At 69.8% G+C, this 18500-nt stretch carries 20 protein-coding genes; 8 read left to right on the top strand and 12 right to left on the bottom strand.

The window, feature by feature from the left end; all coding sequences use genetic code 11:
* Window positions 1-43: 43 nt before the first annotated feature.
* The gene (locus tag ABD357_RS21420) at window positions 44-649 is read right to left on the bottom strand and encodes an ATP-binding protein (protein WP_344392099.1); all 606 of its coding nucleotides are present in this window, start codon (window positions 647-649) and stop codon (window positions 44-46) included.
* A 179-nt stretch (window positions 650-828) separates the two neighbouring features.
* Here ABD357_RS21420 and ABD357_RS21415 point away from each other — a divergent pair, with 179 nt between their 5' ends.
* A complete protein-coding gene (locus tag ABD357_RS21415; protein ID WP_344392098.1) occupies window positions 829-1689 on the top strand; it encodes a helix-turn-helix domain-containing protein in 861 nt (286 codons plus the stop codon).
* A complete protein-coding gene (locus ABD357_RS21410; RefSeq protein WP_344392097.1) occupies window positions 1690-1953 on the top strand; it encodes a DUF397 domain-containing protein in 264 nt (87 codons plus the stop codon).
* A gap of 172 nt (window positions 1954-2125) precedes the next feature.
* Here ABD357_RS21410 and pdxR read toward each other — a convergent pair whose 3' ends face one another.
* Complete coding sequence (gene pdxR, locus ABD357_RS21405) at window positions 2126-3562, bottom strand: MocR-like pyridoxine biosynthesis transcription factor PdxR (RefSeq protein ID WP_344392096.1); 1437 nt, start codon at window positions 3560-3562, stop codon at window positions 2126-2128.
* A gap of 47 nt (window positions 3563-3609) precedes the next feature.
* On the opposite strand from pdxR, the gene ABD357_RS21400 reads away from it, so the two are divergent.
* Complete coding sequence (locus ABD357_RS21400) at window positions 3610-4122, top strand: carboxymuconolactone decarboxylase family protein (RefSeq protein WP_425584956.1); 513 nt, start codon at window positions 3610-3612, stop codon at window positions 4120-4122.
* A gap of 19 nt (window positions 4123-4141) precedes the next feature.
* Here the strand turns inward: ABD357_RS21400 and ABD357_RS21395 are convergent, their stop codons facing one another.
* Complete coding sequence (locus ABD357_RS21395; protein ID WP_344392095.1) at window positions 4142-5629, bottom strand: glutamate synthase subunit beta; 1488 nt, start codon at window positions 5627-5629, stop codon at window positions 4142-4144.
* 187 nt (window positions 5630-5816) lie between these two features.
* Complete coding sequence (locus tag ABD357_RS21390; protein ID WP_344392093.1) at window positions 5817-6296, bottom strand: anthrone oxygenase family protein; 480 nt, start codon at window positions 6294-6296, stop codon at window positions 5817-5819.
* A 301-nt stretch (window positions 6297-6597) separates the two neighbouring features.
* Between ABD357_RS21390 and ABD357_RS21385 the strand changes: the two genes are divergently transcribed.
* Both ABD357_RS21385 and ABD357_RS21380 read left to right on the top strand, forming a co-directional pair.
* A complete protein-coding gene (locus tag ABD357_RS21385; protein ID WP_344392091.1) occupies window positions 6598-7230 on the top strand; it encodes a nucleoside/nucleotide kinase family protein in 633 nt (210 codons plus the stop codon).
* A 254-nt stretch (window positions 7231-7484) separates the two neighbouring features.
* Window positions 7485-7913, top strand: a complete 429-nt coding sequence (locus ABD357_RS21380) for a CBS domain-containing protein (RefSeq protein ID WP_344392089.1) — start codon at window positions 7485-7487, stop codon at window positions 7911-7913.
* 76 nt (window positions 7914-7989) lie between these two features.
* Here ABD357_RS21380 and ABD357_RS21375 read toward each other — a convergent pair whose 3' ends face one another.
* Window positions 7990-9117 (bottom strand): magnesium and cobalt transport protein CorA, encoded by a 1128-nt coding sequence (locus ABD357_RS21375; RefSeq protein ID WP_344392088.1) that lies wholly within the window; start codon window positions 9115-9117, stop codon window positions 7990-7992.
* Window positions 9118-9320: 203 nt separating this feature from the next.
* Between ABD357_RS21375 and ABD357_RS21370 the strand changes: the two genes are divergently transcribed.
* A complete protein-coding gene (locus tag ABD357_RS21370) occupies window positions 9321-10115 on the top strand; it encodes a methyltransferase domain-containing protein (RefSeq protein WP_344392087.1) in 795 nt (264 codons plus the stop codon).
* Between the two features lie 54 nt (window positions 10116-10169).
* Here the strand turns inward: ABD357_RS21370 and ABD357_RS21365 are convergent, their stop codons facing one another.
* Both ABD357_RS21365 and ABD357_RS21360 read right to left on the bottom strand, forming a co-directional pair.
* On the bottom strand, window positions 10170-11120 hold the full coding sequence (locus tag ABD357_RS21365) for a carbohydrate kinase family protein (RefSeq protein ID WP_344392086.1): 951 nt from the start codon (window positions 11118-11120) through the stop codon (window positions 10170-10172).
* A 38-nt stretch (window positions 11121-11158) separates the two neighbouring features.
* Window positions 11159-12061, bottom strand: coding sequence for a pseudouridine-5'-phosphate glycosidase (locus ABD357_RS21360; protein WP_344392085.1), 903 nt, complete (start codon window positions 12059-12061; stop codon window positions 11159-11161).
* 100 nt (window positions 12062-12161) lie between these two features.
* Here ABD357_RS21360 and ABD357_RS21355 point away from each other — a divergent pair, with 100 nt between their 5' ends.
* A complete protein-coding gene (locus ABD357_RS21355; RefSeq protein WP_344392084.1) occupies window positions 12162-12590 on the top strand; it encodes a VOC family protein in 429 nt (142 codons plus the stop codon).
* A gap of 90 nt (window positions 12591-12680) precedes the next feature.
* On the opposite strand, the gene fdhA is transcribed toward ABD357_RS21355, so the two are convergent.
* The 4 genes from fdhA to ABD357_RS21335 form a co-directional block, all read right to left on the bottom strand.
* Window positions 12681-13907, bottom strand: coding sequence for a formaldehyde dehydrogenase, glutathione-independent (fdhA, locus tag ABD357_RS21350; protein ID WP_344392082.1), 1227 nt, complete (start codon window positions 13905-13907; stop codon window positions 12681-12683).
* Between the two features lie 211 nt (window positions 13908-14118).
* Window positions 14119-15444, bottom strand: coding sequence for an MFS transporter (locus ABD357_RS21345; RefSeq protein ID WP_344392080.1), 1326 nt, complete (start codon window positions 15442-15444; stop codon window positions 14119-14121).
* 102 nt (window positions 15445-15546) lie between these two features.
* Entirely contained in the window at window positions 15547-16101 is a 555-nt protein-coding gene (locus tag ABD357_RS21340; protein ID WP_344392078.1) for a methylated-DNA--[protein]-cysteine S-methyltransferase, read from the bottom strand.
* A gap of 90 nt (window positions 16102-16191) precedes the next feature.
* On the bottom strand, window positions 16192-17067 hold the full coding sequence (locus ABD357_RS21335; protein WP_344392077.1) for a glycerophosphodiester phosphodiesterase: 876 nt from the start codon (window positions 17065-17067) through the stop codon (window positions 16192-16194).
* A gap of 277 nt (window positions 17068-17344) precedes the next feature.
* Between ABD357_RS21335 and ABD357_RS21330 the strand changes: the two genes are divergently transcribed.
* Window positions 17345-18205 carry an MHYT domain-containing protein gene (locus ABD357_RS21330; protein WP_344392076.1) on the top strand — a complete coding sequence of 287 codons (861 nt, stop codon included), beginning with the start codon at window positions 17345-17347 and terminating at the stop codon, window positions 18203-18205.
* A 28-nt stretch (window positions 18206-18233) separates the two neighbouring features.
* Here ABD357_RS21330 and ABD357_RS21325 read toward each other — a convergent pair.
* A partial coding sequence (locus ABD357_RS21325) for a hypothetical protein (protein WP_344392075.1) occupies window positions 18234-18500 on the bottom strand: 267 nt, incomplete at its 5' end.

Here is an 18500-nt window from a genome sequence, read left to right as displayed (position 1 = left end):
CAGCCCCGTCCGTTCTCAAGTTTTCGAACGTCTGCGAAACGATTCAGAACCAGTGCCCTGCCGAAGGGCCGTCCGCCCCGGTCAAGGCGGAGCCGGTTCGCGAGGAGCCGGCTGGGGCCGGCCGGCTCCTCGCACTCCAGCCCAGGTCCGACCGCGGCTCGGCGCCGTTGTTCGCCGAGCGCGGCAGGTCCGCCCAGACCAGCAGTCCGGGTCCGGAATCCTGGGCGCCCCAGGCACTGCACACCGCAGCGACGAGAAGCAGTCCCCTCCCGTGCTCCTCCTCGGGGCGCTGCGGCGAAGGGTGGGGCTCACCCGTCGCGCACCCCTCGTCGCGTACGGCTATTCGCAACCGGTCGTCGCCGTCGTGCAGTTCGCACACCACCTGGCGGCTCGCCGTGTGCACGACCGCGTTGGTGACCAGCTCGGAGACGACCAACTCCGCCATGTCGCAGGTGTCCTCGCAGACGGCCCACCCCGAAAGCCGGGTGCGCGTAAGGCGCCTGGCCTGCGAGGCGGAACCTGGATGCGCGGCCAGTTCGAAACGGAACCGGCGCTCGGCAGCCGCATCGGCGGCGCCGAGACCGAACCGGCTCCCGGCGGCGTCTGAGGCGTCTGCTCTTAACGACGAAGGCGGAGTCACGCTTGCCACTATCTCCCCGCCGTGAACACTTGGCAAGAGTCACTCTGAAAATTGCAGAGTGCAGTGTTCCGTGCGGAGGGGGCCATGGCACACTGCATCGCAACAGCACGTGACGCGGCGTCTGTTGGGTACTCGCCGGGTATCCACCGGGCGCCGCCCGGGCTGTTCAGGACTATGTGGAGGTGGACGTGAGTGAGCCGCGGTCCGCGCCGACGGTCGGGCAGGTCGTCCTCGGACGGCGCCTGCTGGACCTGCGGGAGCGCGCGGGGCTCAAGCGCGAGGAGGCCGGACGCATACTGCGCGTCACGGCCGCCACCGTCCGCCGCATGGAGATGGCCGAGGTCGCCCTCAAGATCCCGTACCTTCAGCTCCTGTTGAAGGCGTACGGCGTCTCCGACGAAGAGGCCGACGCCTTCGTCACGCTCGCCGAGGAGGCCAATCAGCCGGGCTGGTGGCAGCGGTTCCACGACATCCTGCCGGGCTGGTTCTCGATGTACGTCAGCCTGGAGGGCGCGGCCGGCCTCATCCGCAGTTACGAACCCCACTTCGTGCCCGGACTGATGCAGACCGAGGAGTACGCCTATGGCGTCATGGAATCCGGCGCCATCGGCCAGACGAGACCCGAGGACATAGAGCGACATGTGGCGCTGCGCATGCAACGCCAGGAGCTGCTCACGCGTGAGGACGCGCCGCGCTTCTGGGTCGTGATGGACGAGACGGCCCTGCGCCGGCCCGTCGGCGGCCCCGAAGTGATGCGCGCCCAGATCGACAAGCTGCTCGAGGTCACGAAACTTCCGAACGTGACGCTGCAGATCGCCCCGTTCTCCTCGGGGCCGCACGCGGGCACGTACGGGCCCTTCGTGCTCTTCCGATTCGCCGTGCCCGAACTGCCGGACATGGTCTACAGCGAGTACTTGACCGGCGCGGTCTACCTGGACGCGCGTGCCGAGGTGGCCACTCATCTCGAGGTCATGGACCGCATGGCGGCGCAGGCCGCCACAGCACATCGCACGAACGAGATCCTGTTGGATCTCCGCAAGGAGCTGTGAATGAATCGCATCAAGTCCCGGGTTCGCAACGGGCGCATCTACAACGGCATGCCCGCACGGGAGTTGGGCAGCGAAGGCTGGCACAAGCCCTGGAGCGGGGGCAACGGCGGCAACTGCCTGGAGGCGATGAAGCTCGCCGACGGCCGCATCGCGGTCCGTCAGTCGGCGGATCCGGACGGACCCGCCCTCATCTACACCCCCGGTGAGATGACGGCGTTCATTCAGGGTGCCAAGGCGGGGGAGGCGGACTTCCTGCTGTCCTGAGGCCCTTGTTCACCAACTCCGTTGTTCTTGTCCATTATTCGTTTATTCGTTGCCCTTTGTGACTCCTGTCAAGGTGTAGAACTGCTCGATCGAAGGCGGCCCGACCGAGAGGGTGCGGCGGGCCGCCGCACAGCGGTGGCCCGGGTTGTCGCCGACGAGGTCCTTCGGCCACTTACCCGGGCGGCAGCGCCGCGCACAGCGCCTCCAGCGCCGCCCCGTACGCATGCTCCGGAGGCGTGGCATAGCCGACGACCAGCCCATCCGGTCCAACCGGCGCCGAGATGACTGCCTCCGGGTGCCGGAATTCGGCGAGCCCGTCCAGGGCCAGTCCCTGCCAGCGGGCGGCTCTGACGGCGGCCTGCTCGCTTCCGGGCGGCAGCCGTAGCACCGCGTGGAGCCCGGCCGCGATCCCGGTGACCTCGATGTGCGGTGCGTGGGCGGCGAGCGCGACGACGAGACGGTCCCGTCGCGTCCGGTACCGCTGCCGCATGCGCCGCACATGACGGTCGTACGCCCCGGAGCCGATGAAGTCCGCGAGCGTCAGCTGGTCGAGGACGCTCACCCACGCCTCACGCTCGCCCTTCGCCTCCAGTACGGAATCGACGTATCGCTCCGGAAGGACCATCCAGCCCAGCCGCAGCGCGGGCGACAGGCTCTTGCTGACCGAGCCGATGTGGATGACCCGCTCCGGGTCCAGACCCTGAACGGCGCCCACGGGCTTGCGGTCGTAGCGGAACTCCCCGTCGTAGTCGTCCTCCAGAATCACCCCGCCACGCGCGCGTGCCCAGTCGATCACGGCGGCGCGGCGCGAGGGATGAAGGGGCCCACCGGTCGGGAACTGGTGTGCCGGCGTGAGCAGTACAGCCCGCTCCTTGCCCAACTCCTCGACTTGGGCGCCGTCTTTGTCGAGGGGCAGCGGGAGCGTCCGTACGCCTGCCGCTCCCAGCAACTCGCGGTGGAAGGGCAGCCCGTACGCCTCAACGGCCAGCGGGCCCTGGAGCACCTCGCCTCCGGAGCCGCCGAAGAGGAGCCGCAGCGCGTGTGCGAAACCGGAGCAGATCACAATGCGGCCCGGCTCGGTGCGTACGCCACGCGCGCGTGCCAGGTACTCCGTGAGCGCCTCCCGCAGTTCGCGACGGCCGGCGGGGTCTCCCGGCCCGAACGCCTCGTTGGGCGCCTGCTGCAAAGCCCGCCGGTACGAGGTGAGCCAGGCCGTGCGCGGGAACGCCGACACGTCCGGAGTGCCCTGCCGCAGATCATGTCGTGGTCCACGCGCGCGTGGAGGTGCCTTTTTGGGCACGCGCGTGTCGGCGCCCAACGGTTCGGCACGCTCGGCGACTTGGGTTCCCGAGCCTTGGCGCGCGGTCAGCCAGCCCTCGGCGACGAGTTCGGCGTACGCGTCGGCGACCGTGTTGCGGGCCACGCCGAGATCGGCGGCCAGCGAGCGGTACGGGGGGAGGCGGGTGCCCGGGGCGAGACGGCCGCTCCGTACGGCCTCGCGCAGGGCGCGGATGAGGGCGGCGCGACGACCTCCCTGGACCGACAGTTCCAGTTCCAGATGCAGGTCGGCGCCGATGCGCTCCGCCAAATTGACCCACGATTCCGCCATGAAAATGAACCCTACAGAGGGTCTTTCAGAGCCGTAGTTTCGTGGTCATGACGACGAACACGACGAACACGATGAACACCACGAAGGCGGCGAACGGGGCCGCGGTGGCCGAGAAGGTTCGCCTCGACTTCGCGAAGTCCGCCCGGAAGGCTTTCCGGGCCCTCATCGGCTTCGACGCCGCAGCCCGCGAGGGGCTCGACCCGGCCCTCGTCGAGCTGATCCAGATCCGCGCCTCGCACCTCAACCACTGCGCGTACTGCCTCCACATGCACACCAACGACGCGCGCAAGGCGGGCGAGAGCGAGGACCGGCTGCACATGGTCGCGGTGTGGCGCGAGGCCCGCCACTTCTTCACGGAGCGGGAGCAGGCGGCGCTCGCGCTGACGGAGGCGGTGACGCTGGTGGCCGACCGCGGTGTACCGGACGACGTCTACGTGCGGGCCGCCGCCCAGTTCGACGAGCAGGAACTCGCCCAGGTCCTGGCACTGATCTTCGCGATCAACACCTGGAACCGGATCGCCCTGTCGACGGCAAAGGTGGCGGGCACGGACGAACGCTGACACTGATGTCCCTGGTGTCTCACACCGTCATCGGCCGGTCGTACGGCCCTATCGGCGCCGGAAGCTGTGAACTCCCCGTCAGTTGACGGTCGACCGCCGCCGCCACCGCGCGGCCCTCGGCAATGGCCCACACGATCAGGGACTGGCCGCGCGCGGCGTCCCCGGCGGCGTACACGCCGGGGACGTTGGTCGCGAAGTCGGCGTCGCGGGCGATCGTGCCACGGGGGTCGAGGCGGAGGCCGAGCTGGTCGACCAGGCCGTCGGAGCGGTCGGGGCCCGAGAAACCGAGGGCGAGGAGGACGAGGTCGGCGGGGAGTCGGCGTCCGGTGCCGGGGATGGGCCGGCGCTCGGCGTCGACCTCGACCAGGTGCAGCGCGCGTACATGCCCGTTCGCATCGCCGGTGAAGCGGAGCGTGGACGCCGCGAAGAGCCGCGCGTCGGCCTCCGCCGAGGGCGCCGTCCGCAGCTCGCGGGCCTCCTCATGCGCGGCCGACAGCCGGTAGATCTTCGGGTACGTCGGCCATGGCTCGGTGTCCTCGTCGCGTTCCGTGCCCGGCTGCGTATAGATGTCGAGCTGGGTCACGGACGCGGCGCCCTCGCGTATCGCCGTGCCCAGGCAGTCGGCCCCCGTGTCGCCGCCGCCGACGATCACGACATGCTTGCCGGCCGCGGACAGAGGGGAGGCCTCCATGTCCCCCTCGCGCACCCGGTTGGCCAACGGCAGATACTCCATCGCCTGGTGTATCCCATCCAACTCGCGCCCTGGCACGGGGAGTTCACGCCAGGCCGTGGCGCCCACGGTGAGCACGACGGCGTCGTAACGGGTCCGTAGCCCGGCGGCATCGATGTCCCGGCCCACGGCGGTCGACGTCCGGAACTTGGTTCCCTCCGCCCGCATCTGCTCGAGCCGCCGCTCCAGATGACGCTTCTCCATCTTGAACTCGGGTATCCCGTACCGCATCAGCCCGCCGAGCCGGTCGTCCCGCTCGTACACGGCGACGGTGTGCCCGGCCCGCGTCAACTGCTGCGCCGCGGCAAGGCCGGCAGGTCCCGAGCCGATCACCGCGACCGTACGCCCCGAGAGCCGGTCCGGCGGTCGCGGTGGCGCGAAGCCCTCCTCCCAGGCCCGGTCCGCGATCGCGACCTCGACGTTCTTGATGGTGACCGCGGGCTGGTTGATCGCCAGCACACAGCCCGCCTCGCAGGGCGCGGGGCACAACCGCCCGGTGAACTCGGGGAAGTTGTTCGTGGCGTGCAGGCGATCGCTCGCCGCGCGCCAGTCGTCGCGCGAGACCAGGTCGTTCCAGTCGGGGATCAGATTGCCGAGCGGACAGGCCTCGTGGCAGAAGGGGATACCGCAGTCCATGCAGCGGTCGGCCTGCGTGCGGATGATGGGCAGCAGCGCGCCGGGGACGTACACCTCGTCCCAGTCACGGACCCGCTCCTCGATGGGGCGGCGCGGCCAGTCCTCGCGGGAGGCGTTGAGGAAACCCTTGGGATCGGCCATGGCCGTCTTCCCTTACATACGCGAACGGGGCCCGTACGGCATCAGGCCTCCGGGCCGGGGCGGCGGGCCGGGTCCGGAGAGCCGGAGTGCGCAGGGCCTTGCGGCAGACTCTTTCCGCCACGATACGTCGCCCGCGGCGCGTACGCCTCAGTGCGTGCGCCGGCGCATGCGCCTCTGCCTCAGCGCCTCAGGCGAGTGCCAGCACGTACGAGATCGCCGCGGCGGCGGCCGCGATCATGCGGACGTGGTTCCACATCGTCCACTCGCTCACATACGAGCGCCAGTACGCGGCAGCCTCCCGGGTGCCGGGATCCATCGTGGCCAGCTTCTCGTTGCGCGGGACGTTCGCGACCATCGTGACCCCGAAGCAGCCGAACAGATACAGCGCGCTGCCGAGCAGCAACTCCACCGTGCCCTCGTCGGGCCACAGCACGAACGTGACCACCGCGAGCACCGCGCACAGTACGGCCGACCCTACGAACACCGCCATGAAGGCCGGCGTCAACGCCGTCACATTGATCGACTTCATCGCGGCCACGCCCTGCGCCGGCGGCAGCGCGGCAAGCCCCCTCATCACAAACGTCGAGAACGCGCAGAAGACTCCGGCCACCAGCCCCGTGCCGAGCACACCCAGCACCGTCAGCACGAAGTACGGTCCATCGATCATGACAACTCCCGCATGTTGAAAGATCCTGCCTGCCACTCCCTGTCACCACAAGTGAAGTCCGGTACGACCAGGGTCACCATCGCCGAGGGACTCGGGGGCATAAGCGAAGCGCTCGACTTGGGGCACGGGATTGCGCCCCGGAGGGGCGCGGGGAACTGCGTGACAAGCCACGACGAACCCGCACCCGAATACGACCCTGCTCCTTTTTGTGGGGGCGTGGAGGCGTGGAGGCGCGACCCTCAGTTTCGGGAAGGGGCGGGCTTGGGGAAAGAAAGCCTCACGCGCACGCCATCATGGCCCTGTGCGACTCCAAGCGATCACATGGGAACGGCTCGGCGACCTCCTCGCCGAGCGGTTGCTCGACCTGAAGCCCGACGACGGCAGCTCCTGGCCGCGCATCGCCTTCGACGGAGCCCCGGCCGCCCACCCCGGCGATCTCGCCGAACGCGTGGCCGAAGCCCTGCGCCTGCGCGGCCGGCCCGCCCTCGTCGTCGCCACGGAGGGCTTCCTGCGCCCAGCCTCGCTCCGGTTCGAGCACGGCCACCGGGACGTCGATGCGTACTACGACGGCTGGTTCGACACGGGCGCCCTGTGGCGCGAGGTCTTCGGCCCGCTGGACCCTGGCGGTGACGGCCGCGTCCTGCCCGACCTCTGGGACCCGGTCGCCGACCGCGCCACCCGCAGCCCCCACGTCCAACTCCCGCCCGGCGCCCTACTGTTGCTGCACGGCCCGCTGCTGCTGCGGCACTGGTTCCCGTTCGATTTCACCGTCCACATACGCCTCTCTCCGAGCGCCCTGCGCCGACGCACCCCCGAAAGCGAGCACTGGATGCTTCCCGCGTACGAGCGCTACGAGAGCGAGGTGGCTCCGGGCGACACAGCCGACGTCCTGGTGCGCGCGGACGACCCGCGGCACCCGGCATGGAACGGCTGACCTCGGCGAGTGGCTCTGGAGAACCTCGTTATCGACCCTCGGCCGAGAAGGACGACGAGGTCCGGGTGATCATCCGAGTTGTCCCGGAGCGGGTCGTGACCTTCTCGGCTTGACGCCGACCGGACGTCGGCCGGGCCGCCGGGATCCGGGCGCGTGCGGGTGCGTATCGCCTCCTGCCCGGCGAGAATGTAGGGCGCCGGGACTAGCGGTGCGTCCCCGCGCCGCGCCGGCCCGCCGGCATCGGGAGGTACTTCATGACCACTGCCGGAGACATCATGCACCGCGGCGCCCAGTGGATCCCCGCCCACGAGACCCTGGACCGCGCCGCCCAGCTGATGCGCGAGCTCAACGTGGGCGCGCTGCCCATCAGCGACGAGAACGAACGGCTTTGTGGCATCCTCACGGACCGCGACATCGTGGTCGGCTGCGTGGCCATGGGCCACGACCCGGCACGCGTCACCGCGGGCGAGATGGCCCAGGGCACACCGCGCTGGATCGACGCGAACGCCGATGTCAGCGAAGTGCTGGGCGAAATGCAAGGGCACCAGATCCGCCGCCTTCCTGTCATCGAGAACAAGCGTCTGGTCGGAATGATCAGCGAGGCCGATCTGGCCGCACATCTGACGGACGAACAGCTCGCGCACTGGGCCGAGAGCGTCTACGCGAGGACCGCCACCCGCTGACGCCGAGTTCCCGCCGCCACCGGGAACCCGCTCTCGTCCGGCCGGCCGTGCCGGACGAGGAGCGTCAGGGCCGGTCTCACAGCCAGCCGTTGCGCTTGAACCCCCGGTACAGAACGAAGCACGCAGTGGCGATCACACCGAGTGTCAAGGGGTAACCCAACCTCCAGTGCAGCTCCGGCATGCGCTTGAAGTTCATGCCGTACACACCGCAGACCATCGTCGGCACGGCGATCAGCGCCGCCCATGCCGTGATCTTCCGCATGTCCTCGTTCTGCGCGACGCTGACCTGCGCGAGGTGCGCCTGCAGAATCGAGTTGAGCAGCTCGTCGAACGCGGCTATCTGCTCGGTCGCCCTCAGCAGATGGTCGGAGACGTCCCGGAAGTACGCCTGTATCTCCGGATCGACCACCCGTATCGGCCGGGTGGCGAGATCCATGAGCGGGTGGCTCAGGGGCGCCACTGCCCGCTTCAGCTCGAGGAGTTCACGCTTGAGCTGGTAGATGCGCCCGGGGTCCGCCCGCGCGCCGTTCTCCGCGAACACATCCGTCTCGACCTGGTCGATGTCCGCCTGCACCGAGTCGGTGACGTTCAAATAGTCGTCGACCACATGGTCCGCGATCGCGTGCAGCACCGCGGCCGGTCCCTTGGCGAGCTGCTGGGGATCGGCCTCCAGCTCCTCGCGGAGCGGGCCCAGCGAACCATGCCTGCCGTGCCGCACAGTGATCACGAAGTGGTGACCGACGAACACCATGATCTCGCCGGTGTTCACCACCTCGCTGGTCGCGGTCAGTTCGGTGTGATCGACGTAGCAGACCGTCTTGAGTACCGCGAACAGCGTCTCGCCGTACCGCTCCAGCTTCGGGCGCTGATGCGCGTCCACCGCGTCCTCGACCGCCAGTGGATGCAGATCGAAGAGCTCGGCGATGCCGGCGAATTCCAGTTCCGTCGGCTCGTGCAGCCCGAGCCAGACGAAACCGTCGTCGGCCTTGCTGACCTGCTCCACCGTCTCGACGAGATCGCGACCCCCGGGCACTCTCGTCCCGTTCTCGTACGCCACGCAGTTCACCACCGCGGAGCCCAGTGGAGACCGGGCCGGGTGACTCAGGTCCACACGGGGACGCCGCCGTGCCAACCGCGCCACCTTGCGAAGGCCGCCGACCCTGTCCAGGCCTGTGACCTTCCGCAGATTCCCTGCCATCGACATCTGGAATCTCCCCGTGGATCTCTTCGCGCCGCACTCTGCGCCTGCCGCGGCCAGTCTGCCAGGCCGCTTCGACGGCGGGGAAAGCCTGTGAGAACGGAGCATTCCGTTCCGGTTGCCCTGGCACGTGCTCCGGTAGTCCTGATATGTGACCGACGGGAGCGTCACCCGTCACGGATAAGCAGGACAACTGGGATGATTCCCTCATGACGCGAACCGACGGGTATCTTCTCGACAATCGGCAGACCGAGGCGGGGCAGCGCTTCGACGCCCTCGCCACCCTCTTCGACCCCACGACGTTCCGCCACATCGAGCAGTTCGGCATCGGATCCGGCTGGCGCTGCTGGGAGGTCGGCGCGGGCGGCACATCCGTGGTGGCCTGGCTGGCCAAGAAGGTCGGCCCCACCGGACGGGTCGTCGCGACCGACATCGACACCTCGTGGGCGGCCTCGGCCACCCGGGCGCCGGTCGAGGTGCGAGTGCACGACGTGGGCGTGGACGAGCCGCCGGGCGAGGGCTTCGACCTCGTGCACGCCCGGCTCGTCCTGTCCCATGTGCCGCACAGGGAACGGGCGTTGCGGTCGATGATCAGAGCCCTGCGGCCCGGCGGACGGCTTCTGGTCGAGGACGCCGACCCCTCACTGCAACCGCTGCTCTGGCCCGACGAGCGCGGCACCGAGCAGCAGCTGGCCAACCGGCTGCGCCACGCCTTCCGCCAGTTGCTCGCCGAACGCGGCGCCGATCTCGCGTACGGCCGTCGGCTTCCGCGGCTGCTCCGCGAGGCCGGGCTGCGACAGGTGGAGGCGGACGCGTACTTCCCGATCACCTCGCCCGCCTGCGCCGCCCTGGAATCCGCGACGGTCCGCCAGGTCCGCGACCAACTCGTCGCGGCGGGCCAAGTCACTGCCCAGGACATCGACCGCCACCTGGCGAACGTGGCGGCAGGTGCCATGGACCTGGCCACGGCACCGCTCATCTCGGCGTGGGGGCGCAAGGGGTAACCCCGGAGCGGGAGTTGGCGGGGGAGTGGTGGTCATGTGCCCCTCTCCGGCCCTTCACGTGCTCCTCCGAGGCCTCCCGCCCACCTGCTCCACCGCGAGCGCCCCCGCTCGACCCCCCTGTGCCGCCGCTTCCCCGGGTCGGCTGCCCGAGAGCAGGGCGGCCAGGAAGGCGCCGGTGAACGCGTCCCCGGCTCCCGTCGTGTCCACGGGAGCCGCGGGCGTCGCCGGGACGAGATCCCGTACGGTGCCCGACTCGGCCACCAGAGCCCCGGCGCCGCCTTGCTTGACCACCACCAGCGGAACGTGGCGGCTCAACTTGGCCGCCGCTTCCGCCGGATCGGGCAGCCCGGTGAGCAGGCAGGCCTCGTCCCGGCTCGGCAGCAGCACGTCGATCCCCTCGGCGAGCGCGAGGAACCGGTCCACGCCCAGCTTCGTGAGGAACCCCGCCGACGCGGGATCCACACTCACCGGCACGCCACGCGCGCGTGCCGATTTCAGAGCCACCGCCACCAGCGCCCGGCACGACTCGGAGAAGAACAGGTAGCCCGACAGGTGCAGCCACGCGACGCCCTCGAGCAGCGACGGCGACCAGTCGTCGGGGTCGAGCCGCAGGGAGGCGCCGCTGTCCGTGAGGAACGTACGCTCCGCCGAAGCACTCGTGTCCACCAGGCAGATCACCGTCCCCGTCGGCGCCACGGGATCGACGACAAGGCGGGGACGCACCCCTGAGGCGGTCAGCTCCCTCTCGTGCCACGCGGCGGCGTCGGCGCCCACCCGGCCCAGGAGCCGCACCTCCGCACAGCCCCAATGGGCCGCCCAGCATGCGACGTTGGCGCCCGCGCCCCCCGGCACGGTCCGGACGGCGGCGGCCGTATCGGTGCCGGAGGCGAGCGGTCCGCGGTACTGGGCGACGACGTCCGTGACGACATCGCCGACGACAAGAAGGGCTCCGTCACGATGTTGACGACGATACGGGCTCGTCGCGTCCCAGACCGGCTCCCTCATGCTCCCGTCGGCCCCGACCACGATTTCGCCCGCCCCGGTCACGCCCCGGCCCAGGCCGCCGCGATCCGCCCCGCAAGCCGTACGTTGCCGCGCACGGCCGCCAGATTGGCGCTCAGCGACGCCCCGTCCGTGTGCCGGACCAGATAGTCGAGCAAGAACGGCGTGACCGCCTGGCCTGTCACGCCCTCCGCCTCGCACGCCTGCAGCGCCTCGGCCAGCACGCGCGCGTGGAGTCCGGGATCGAGCTGCTCCGCCTCGGGCACGGGATTCGCGACGATCAGGGCCGACTCGGGCCCGTCGAGCGCGTCCTGAGCGCGCATGACGGCCGCGACCTCGTCGGGTGACTGCAGCGTCCAGTCCACCGGATGCCCCGAGTCGGACAGATAGAAGCCGGGAAAGCGCCCTGTTGCGTACCCGGCGACCGCGACGCCCAGTGTCTCCAGACGCTGCAGGGTCGCCGGCACGTCCAGGATGGACTTCACGCCCGCGCACACCACCGTGATCCGGGTACGCGCAAGGAGCCCCAGGTCGGCGGACTCATCCTGCGTGACCGTCCACTCCCGGTGCACGCCACCGAGGCCTCCCGTCGCGAACACGCGGACGCCTGCCCGCGCGGCCAGCAGCGCCGTCGCGGACACCGTGGTCGCCCCGCTCGCTCCCCTGGCGATGGCGAGCGGCAGATCGCGATGGCCGAGTTTGCGGATGCCGTCCTCGTTCGCAACCCGCTCCAGCTGCTCCTTGTCGAGACCCACCTGGGGCTGCCCGTCCAGGACGGCGATCGTCGCGGGAACGCCCCCCTCCTGGCGTACGGCCTCCTCCAGTTCCAGCGCCACCTGGAGGTTGCGTGGGCGCGGCAGCCCATGGGCGATGATCGTGGACTCCAGGGCCACCACCGGCCGGTGCGCGGCGAGCGCCTCCCGTACCTCTTCGGACACCAGCACGCGCGTGCCTCCTGTCTGTCGGCTCTCCCCATCATCCCTGGCGGGCGGCCCGTCCCTCCAAACCCTTGCGGCGGCCGGAAGGGGGCAGCAGCCTGGGAGCATGACGGACAACTCGATACGTCTCGACCACGTCGTCCTATGGGTGCGCGACCCCGTCGCCTCGGCCGACTTCTATGAGAAGACGCTCGGCATGGAGCCCCTCAGGGTCACCGAATTCGCCGCGGGGACGGTGTCGTTCCCCTCTGTACGCCTCAATGAGGAAACCATCTTCGATCTCGCGCCCCTGCCGCTGGCCGCACGGATGAACGCGGTCCCCGGGGCCGTGGAAAGCGCCGGCCACCCGGTCCACCACGTATGCCTGTCCCTCCCCGGTGAGGACTTCGACGCGCTCCGTGCTCGTCTCGAGGAGCGGGCCGTCCCTGTCTCGGACTTCTCGTACGACGCGTTCGGCGCGCGCGGAATGGCCAAGCGCAGCTTCTACTTCCGTGACCCGGACGGGAACGTCTTCGAGGCACGGCACTACGAGTAGTGCTCAGGTTCACGAGTACCTACCGGGCAGGGAAAGGGGTGCCCACGCGGGCGTGGACACCCCTTTTTGAACGTCGTACGAGTGGGGACCTCAGACCGGCTGTACGGCGTCCAGTGCTCCATGCGGATTCAGGACGTACTTGCAGCTGGCGCCCTGATCGAACTCGGCGTAGCCGCGCGGCGCGTCCTCCAGGCTGATCACCGTCGCGTTGACGGCCTTGGCGATGTGCACCCGCTCATGCAGGATCGCCCTCATCAGCCCGCGGTGGTACTGCATCACCGGGCACTGCCCTGTGGTGAAGCGATGGCTCTTCGCCCACCCCAGGCCGAGGCGCACCTTCAGCGTCCCGGTCCGCGCGTCCTGGTCGACCCCGCCGGGGTCGTCTGTGACGTACAGGCCCGGGATGCCCAGCGCACCGCCCGCGCGCGTGATGCCCATCAGCGAGTTGAGGACCGTCGCGGGTGCCTCCGGGGCGCCCGGCCCGTGGGCCCGTGCCTCGAAGCCGACCGCGTCGACAGCCGCGTCCACCTCCGGCTCGCCCAGGATCTGGGCCACCTGCTCGCCCACGTCGCCCTGGCTGACATCGACCGTCTCGCAGCCGAAACTCCTGGCCTGCGCGAGGCGTTCGGCGTTCAGGTCGCCGACGATGACGACGGCGGCGCCGAGCAGCTGCGCCGACGCCGCGGAGGCGAGACCCACCGGCCCGGCCCCCGCGACGTACACCGTCGAGCCGACCTCGACACCCGCCGTGACGGCGCCGTGGAAGCCGGTCGGGAAGATGTCCGACAGCATGGTCAGGTCGAGAAGCTTCTCGCGCGCCTGGTCCCGGTCCGGGAACCGCAGCAGATTGAAGTCCGCGTACGGCACCATGGCGTACTCCGCCTGGCCGCCGACCCAACCGCCCATGTCGACATAGCCATAAGCTGCCCCGGGGCGGGCCGGGTTGACGTTCAGACAGATCCCGGTCATGCGCTCCTTGCAGTTGCGGCATCGCCCACAGGCGATGTTGAAAGGCACCGAGACGATGTCCCCGACCTCGACGAACTCGACGTCCGGGCCCCGCTCGATGACCTCCCCGGTGATCTCGTGCCCGAGGACGAGGCCCTCGGGCGCCGTGGTGCGGCCGCGCACCATGTGCTGGTCGCTGCCGCAGATGTTGCTGGCGAGCACTTTGAGGAGGACACCGTGCCGGCACTTGCGGCCGACGTTGTCGGGTGCCACTCCTGGCCCGTCCTGGAGCTCGAGCGTCGGGTAGTCGATGGTCCTGACTTCCACCGCGCCCGGTTTGAGGTACGCGACTGCCCTGTTTCCGCTCATGAGTGATCGCCGTCCCTTCGGCTCCGTGACTTCGGATGCCAGTGGCTGTGCGCAGGGCGGAGTCTGCTACCGCCACGGCAATCCGGCCACCCTCGGCGCGGCAGGCATGTTTGTACGGCAATGGGGCGGGACCGTACTGGACGGCTTACCGGTCGCCCAGGCGATCGGGATGCGGTGCCGTGGCACCGCGGGGGTCGCGGACACAGTCCGCTCAGCTGGCGGCGTCGCGAGGTGCTTCGGATTCGCGCTGTGCTTCGGATATCGCCGCGCCCGCCTTGCGCTTGCCCCGGGTGAACAGTGCCAGCGCGCCGAGCGGCAGCAGCAGGCAGGCGGCGATGAGGTTGAGCCAGCCGTAGCCCGCCTGCGCGACGATGAGGCCCGCTGCCGCGCCGCCGACGCCCGCCGAGGCGTTCATGGTCAGGTCGGACAGCCCCTGTGCGGCGGCGCGCGCCGGCTGGGGCACGGAGTCGGTGAGGAGCGCGGAGCCCGAAACGAGGCCGGCCGACCAGCCGAGACCCAGCAGAAAGAGCCCGGCGGCACTCTGCCAGTGACTGCCGCCCGCGGTGCCCGCGAGCAGCGCCGCGCAGGCCAGCAGCCCCACGGCGAGGCCTATCACCGAGAAGCGCCCGAACCGGTCCGACAACCGCCCCATGATCGGCGAGAACGCGTACATGCCCGCGATATGGCCGCTGATGACCAGTCCGATCAGATCGATGCTCGCGCCATGGTGATCGAGGTCGACCGGCGTCATCGACATGACCGAGACCATCGCCGTGTGCGAGACGGCCACCGTCACCAGGGCGAGGCGGGCGCGCGCAGAGGCCCGCACCGCGGCCAGCCCGGCTCGTATGGAGCGCGCCTCGGTGGACTGCTCCTCGACCGGTGCGAGCGCGCGGGCGGTGAGCAGAGGATCGGGCCGCAGCAGCACGGCGACCACGAGCGCCGAGAGGAGGAAGACCCCGGACGCCCACAGGAAGGGGCCCGCCGTCTCCGGTATGCCGAGCCCGGAGACGCTGCGCCCCGCGGGCGCCGCGATGTTGGGGCCGAGGACCGCACCGATGGTGGTGGCCCATACGACGTTCGAGATGGCCCGGGCCCGTCGCTGGGGCTCGGCGAGATCGGCGGCCGCGAAGCGTGCCTGCAGATTCGCCGAGGAGGCCGCACCGAACGCCGCCATGCCGAGCAACAGCAGCGGGAAGTTGCCCACGGCCGCTGCGATCACGCAGAGGCCCGCGCCCAAGGCACCGATGAGATAGGCCAGGACGAGCCCCGGGCGACGACCGCGCGCGGTCATCAGCGCGGCCAGCGGCATGGAGAGCACCGCCGTCCCCGTGACCGTCGCGGTGGGCGCGAGTCCCGCCAGCGACTCCGTGCCGCTGATGTCCTCGGCCAGTACGACAGCGAGCGCGATGCCCGTGGCGACGCCCAGCCCGCCCAGGATCTGACTGGCGATGAGTACAGCGGACGTACGGCGCTGCAGTGCCGGCAGGCCCTCCGCGTCGAAAGGCGCGGCGGTCTGCCGCTCGACGGCGCTCATGGTGAACCCGCCGTGCCGGACGCGTGCGCACGCGTGAAGGATGTGGTCACCGGCGCAGTCTCCCCCTCTTTTCCAGCCCGGTCTTCCGAACTCGGGACACTCTCAGAACAGCGGCTCCGGGAGCACCCCTTCCAGCGCCAGCAGCTTCCGCTTCGTCTCCAGGCCACCCCCGAAGCCGCCGATTCCGCCGTCACTCTCGACCACCCGGTGGCACGGCACGACGACCGGAAGCGGATTGGCGCCCATGGCCATGCCCACGGCCTGCGCCGCGCCCGGCTGACCCACGCGGCCGGCCAGGTCGCCGTACCCCACGACCTTCCCGTACGGAACGCCGGACGCCAGCTCGTGCAGCACCTGGCGGTTGAACCCGGAGATCAGGGACCAGTCCAGCGGCAGCTCGAAGTCGTGCCGGTCACCCGCGAAGTACGCCTGAACCTGGCGTATCGCCTCTGCCAGCAGCGGGGAGTCGGGTGCCTCGACGGGCTCGGCGCCGAGCCGGGACTCCAGCCGGTCCAGAGCCTTGTCGCGCACCGTGTTCGTGGCATGGAAGACGACGTTGACCAGGCCCTCGTCCGTCGCGGCCAGCAACAATGGACCGATGTCGCTGTCGACGACGGCCCACACCACCCGCTGCTCGTTCTGCCCATGGCTGTCCATGCGCTCCACCGTACGGCGCACCACTGACAACGCCGGTGGCGCGGACGCATGCGGCGTCCGCGCCACCGGTGAGCGCTCCGGTCGAGAGCCTCAGAGCTCGTTCAGCGAGGCCCGGACCACGTCGGGCTTGTTCGTGATGATGCCGTCCACACCGAAGTCCGCGACGCGTCGTGCGCCGTCGGCGGTGTCGACGGTCCATGTGAAGATCTCCAGCTGCTTGCCGTGCGGCCCCTTGAGCGCATGGATCGAGGAGACGTAGTCGGCCGAGATGGATGTGTGCGTCGAGTTGATCTGATCGGCGAACTTCGCGTACGCGGGCAACTCCGCGACCGCCGGCGTGCCCAGGAAGCCCGTTTTGATGTCGGGCCGCAACTCGTGCACGGTCCGTACGCTGTCCGCGCTGAAACTCTGGACGACCAGCCTGCTCCGTACGTGGTGCGGACCCAGCCAGCCCTCGTTGCTGAGGACCTTGAGGGTCTCCTTCTCGATACCCGGGTAGAGCTCGGGCTTCTTGATCTCCAGTACGAGCTTCTGGTGGTTGCGGGACACCCGGTTCATGTACTGCTTCAGCGTCGGCACCCGCGCGCCCGCATACTCGGGACCGAACCAACTGCCCGCGTCCAGGCGGGCGATCTCCGCCGCGGTGAAGTCCTTGACCTTCCACGGGGCCCGGTCGGGGAAGACCTCCTCGACGTTGGTCGTGCGTGTCAGGTTGTCGTCGTGGATCACCACCAGCTCGCCGTCCTTGGTGCGCTGGACGTCGTTCTCGACCCAGCGGAAACCCAGCTCCGCCGCCTTGTCGATGGCGGCCAGGGTGTTCTCGGGGGCGTAGGCGGCAGCACCGCGGTGGGCGACGACCAGCGGCTGATCGTCGCCCACCGCGGCATGAGCGGGGGAGAGGGGCAGAACAAGGGCGGCGGCTCCCAGGAGTGCTGTGGTCGTACCGGCGGCAGCGCGCGCATGCATGCGTACTCCTTGCGTCTGTGGTCACGGACCGCTCCAGAGTGACAGCAGAGTGTCAACAGGAGGGAGGTACAGGATGGCCACAGATTGAACGGAGTTGCCCGACGGCGATCACCAGTGCCGCACAACTGAGGCAAGGGCGTGTTTCTTTGCCGGAAAATCGTTCGAGCGCTCCGGTGAGAGTCATACTCTCTGCGTCAACCCTGGCCGCCATGGCGGTCCTGGGACAGGGGCATTGCACGAAATTCCGGGACGCAACAGGGCGGAAGGGCAACCGCGCATGCAGGGCACGGTCGACGGATTCAGCTACGGACTCGTCACGCCGCTGGTGGCGTACCTCATGGCCTGCCTCGGTGGTGCGCTGGGCCTGCGCTGCACCACCAGATCGATGCTGGTCGCCCACTCCTGGCGGCCCGGCTGGCTCGCGCTGGGATCCGCGGCGATCGGCTCCGGCATCTGGACCATGCACTTCATAGCGATGATGGGTTTCTCCGTCCAGCAGACCCCCATCCAGTACGACAAGCCGATCACGTTCGCGAGCCTCGGCGTCGCGATCCTCATGGTCGGCATAGGGATCTTCATCGTCGGCTACAAGGGGGCTTCCGGAACGGCCCTGTTCACCGGAGGCACCATCACCGGCCTGGGCATCGCTTCGATGCACTACCTGGGCATGGCCGGAATGCGGCTCAACGGAAAGCTCGAGTACAACACCTTCACCGTGGCCGCCTCAGTCGTCATAGCCGTCGCGGCCGCGACCGCGGCGCTGTGGGCGGCGGGCCAGGTCCGCGGCTTCCTGTGGAGCGTGGGCGCGAGCCTTGTCATGGGCCTCGCCGTCAGCGGCATGCACTACACGGGCATGGCCGCGCTCAACGTCCATCTGCACGGCACCACCAACGTCACCTCCGGTGACTCGCCCGCGGCCCTGCTGGCCCCCATGCTGATCGGCCCTCTCGCGTTCCTGTTCCTGGCCGGCGTCGTCGTGATGTTCGACCCGCTGATGGTCATGAGCAAGCCCGGCAGCCCCGCCCAGCAGAAGCCCGGCATCCCGGCCCACATGGTCCGCCACACCGGCCGCCGGCCCACGTCCCGCCCGCGCCGCCGCCCCGACCGCCCTGGCTCCCGGACCCCGCAGCGCTGGTGATCCGGCCCCGTTGAGTTCCTAACGGACGTCAAGTCCGTTGTGGTGCTCTCTGCTTGGTGTTCGTAGGGTTGTTGGCAGACGGGCCGGTTGCCGGAGCGCTGTGCGACTCCTTTCTGCGCCGGCTCGTCGTTGGGTCCTTGAGTTTCTGGGCTCGTCGACGGACCTGGACCTTGGCCCGGTCAGCCTTGTCGACCTTGTAGCGGGTGGTGCAGATGTGCCGTCCTTCCGCCTCGGTGATCTCGCGCCCGTCGGTGTCTCGGAGCTCGTAGCGGGTGCCGTTGCGCCGGCAGGCGGC

Origin of the sequence: Streptomyces vastus (assembly GCF_039532825.1) — a bacterium.
In the GTDB taxonomy this organism is placed as follows: domain Bacteria; phylum Actinomycetota; class Actinomycetes; order Streptomycetales; family Streptomycetaceae; genus Streptomyces; species Streptomyces vastus.
Note: the sequence above shows the minus strand (reverse complement) of the source record. Positions and strands in the feature narration are given on the sequence as shown.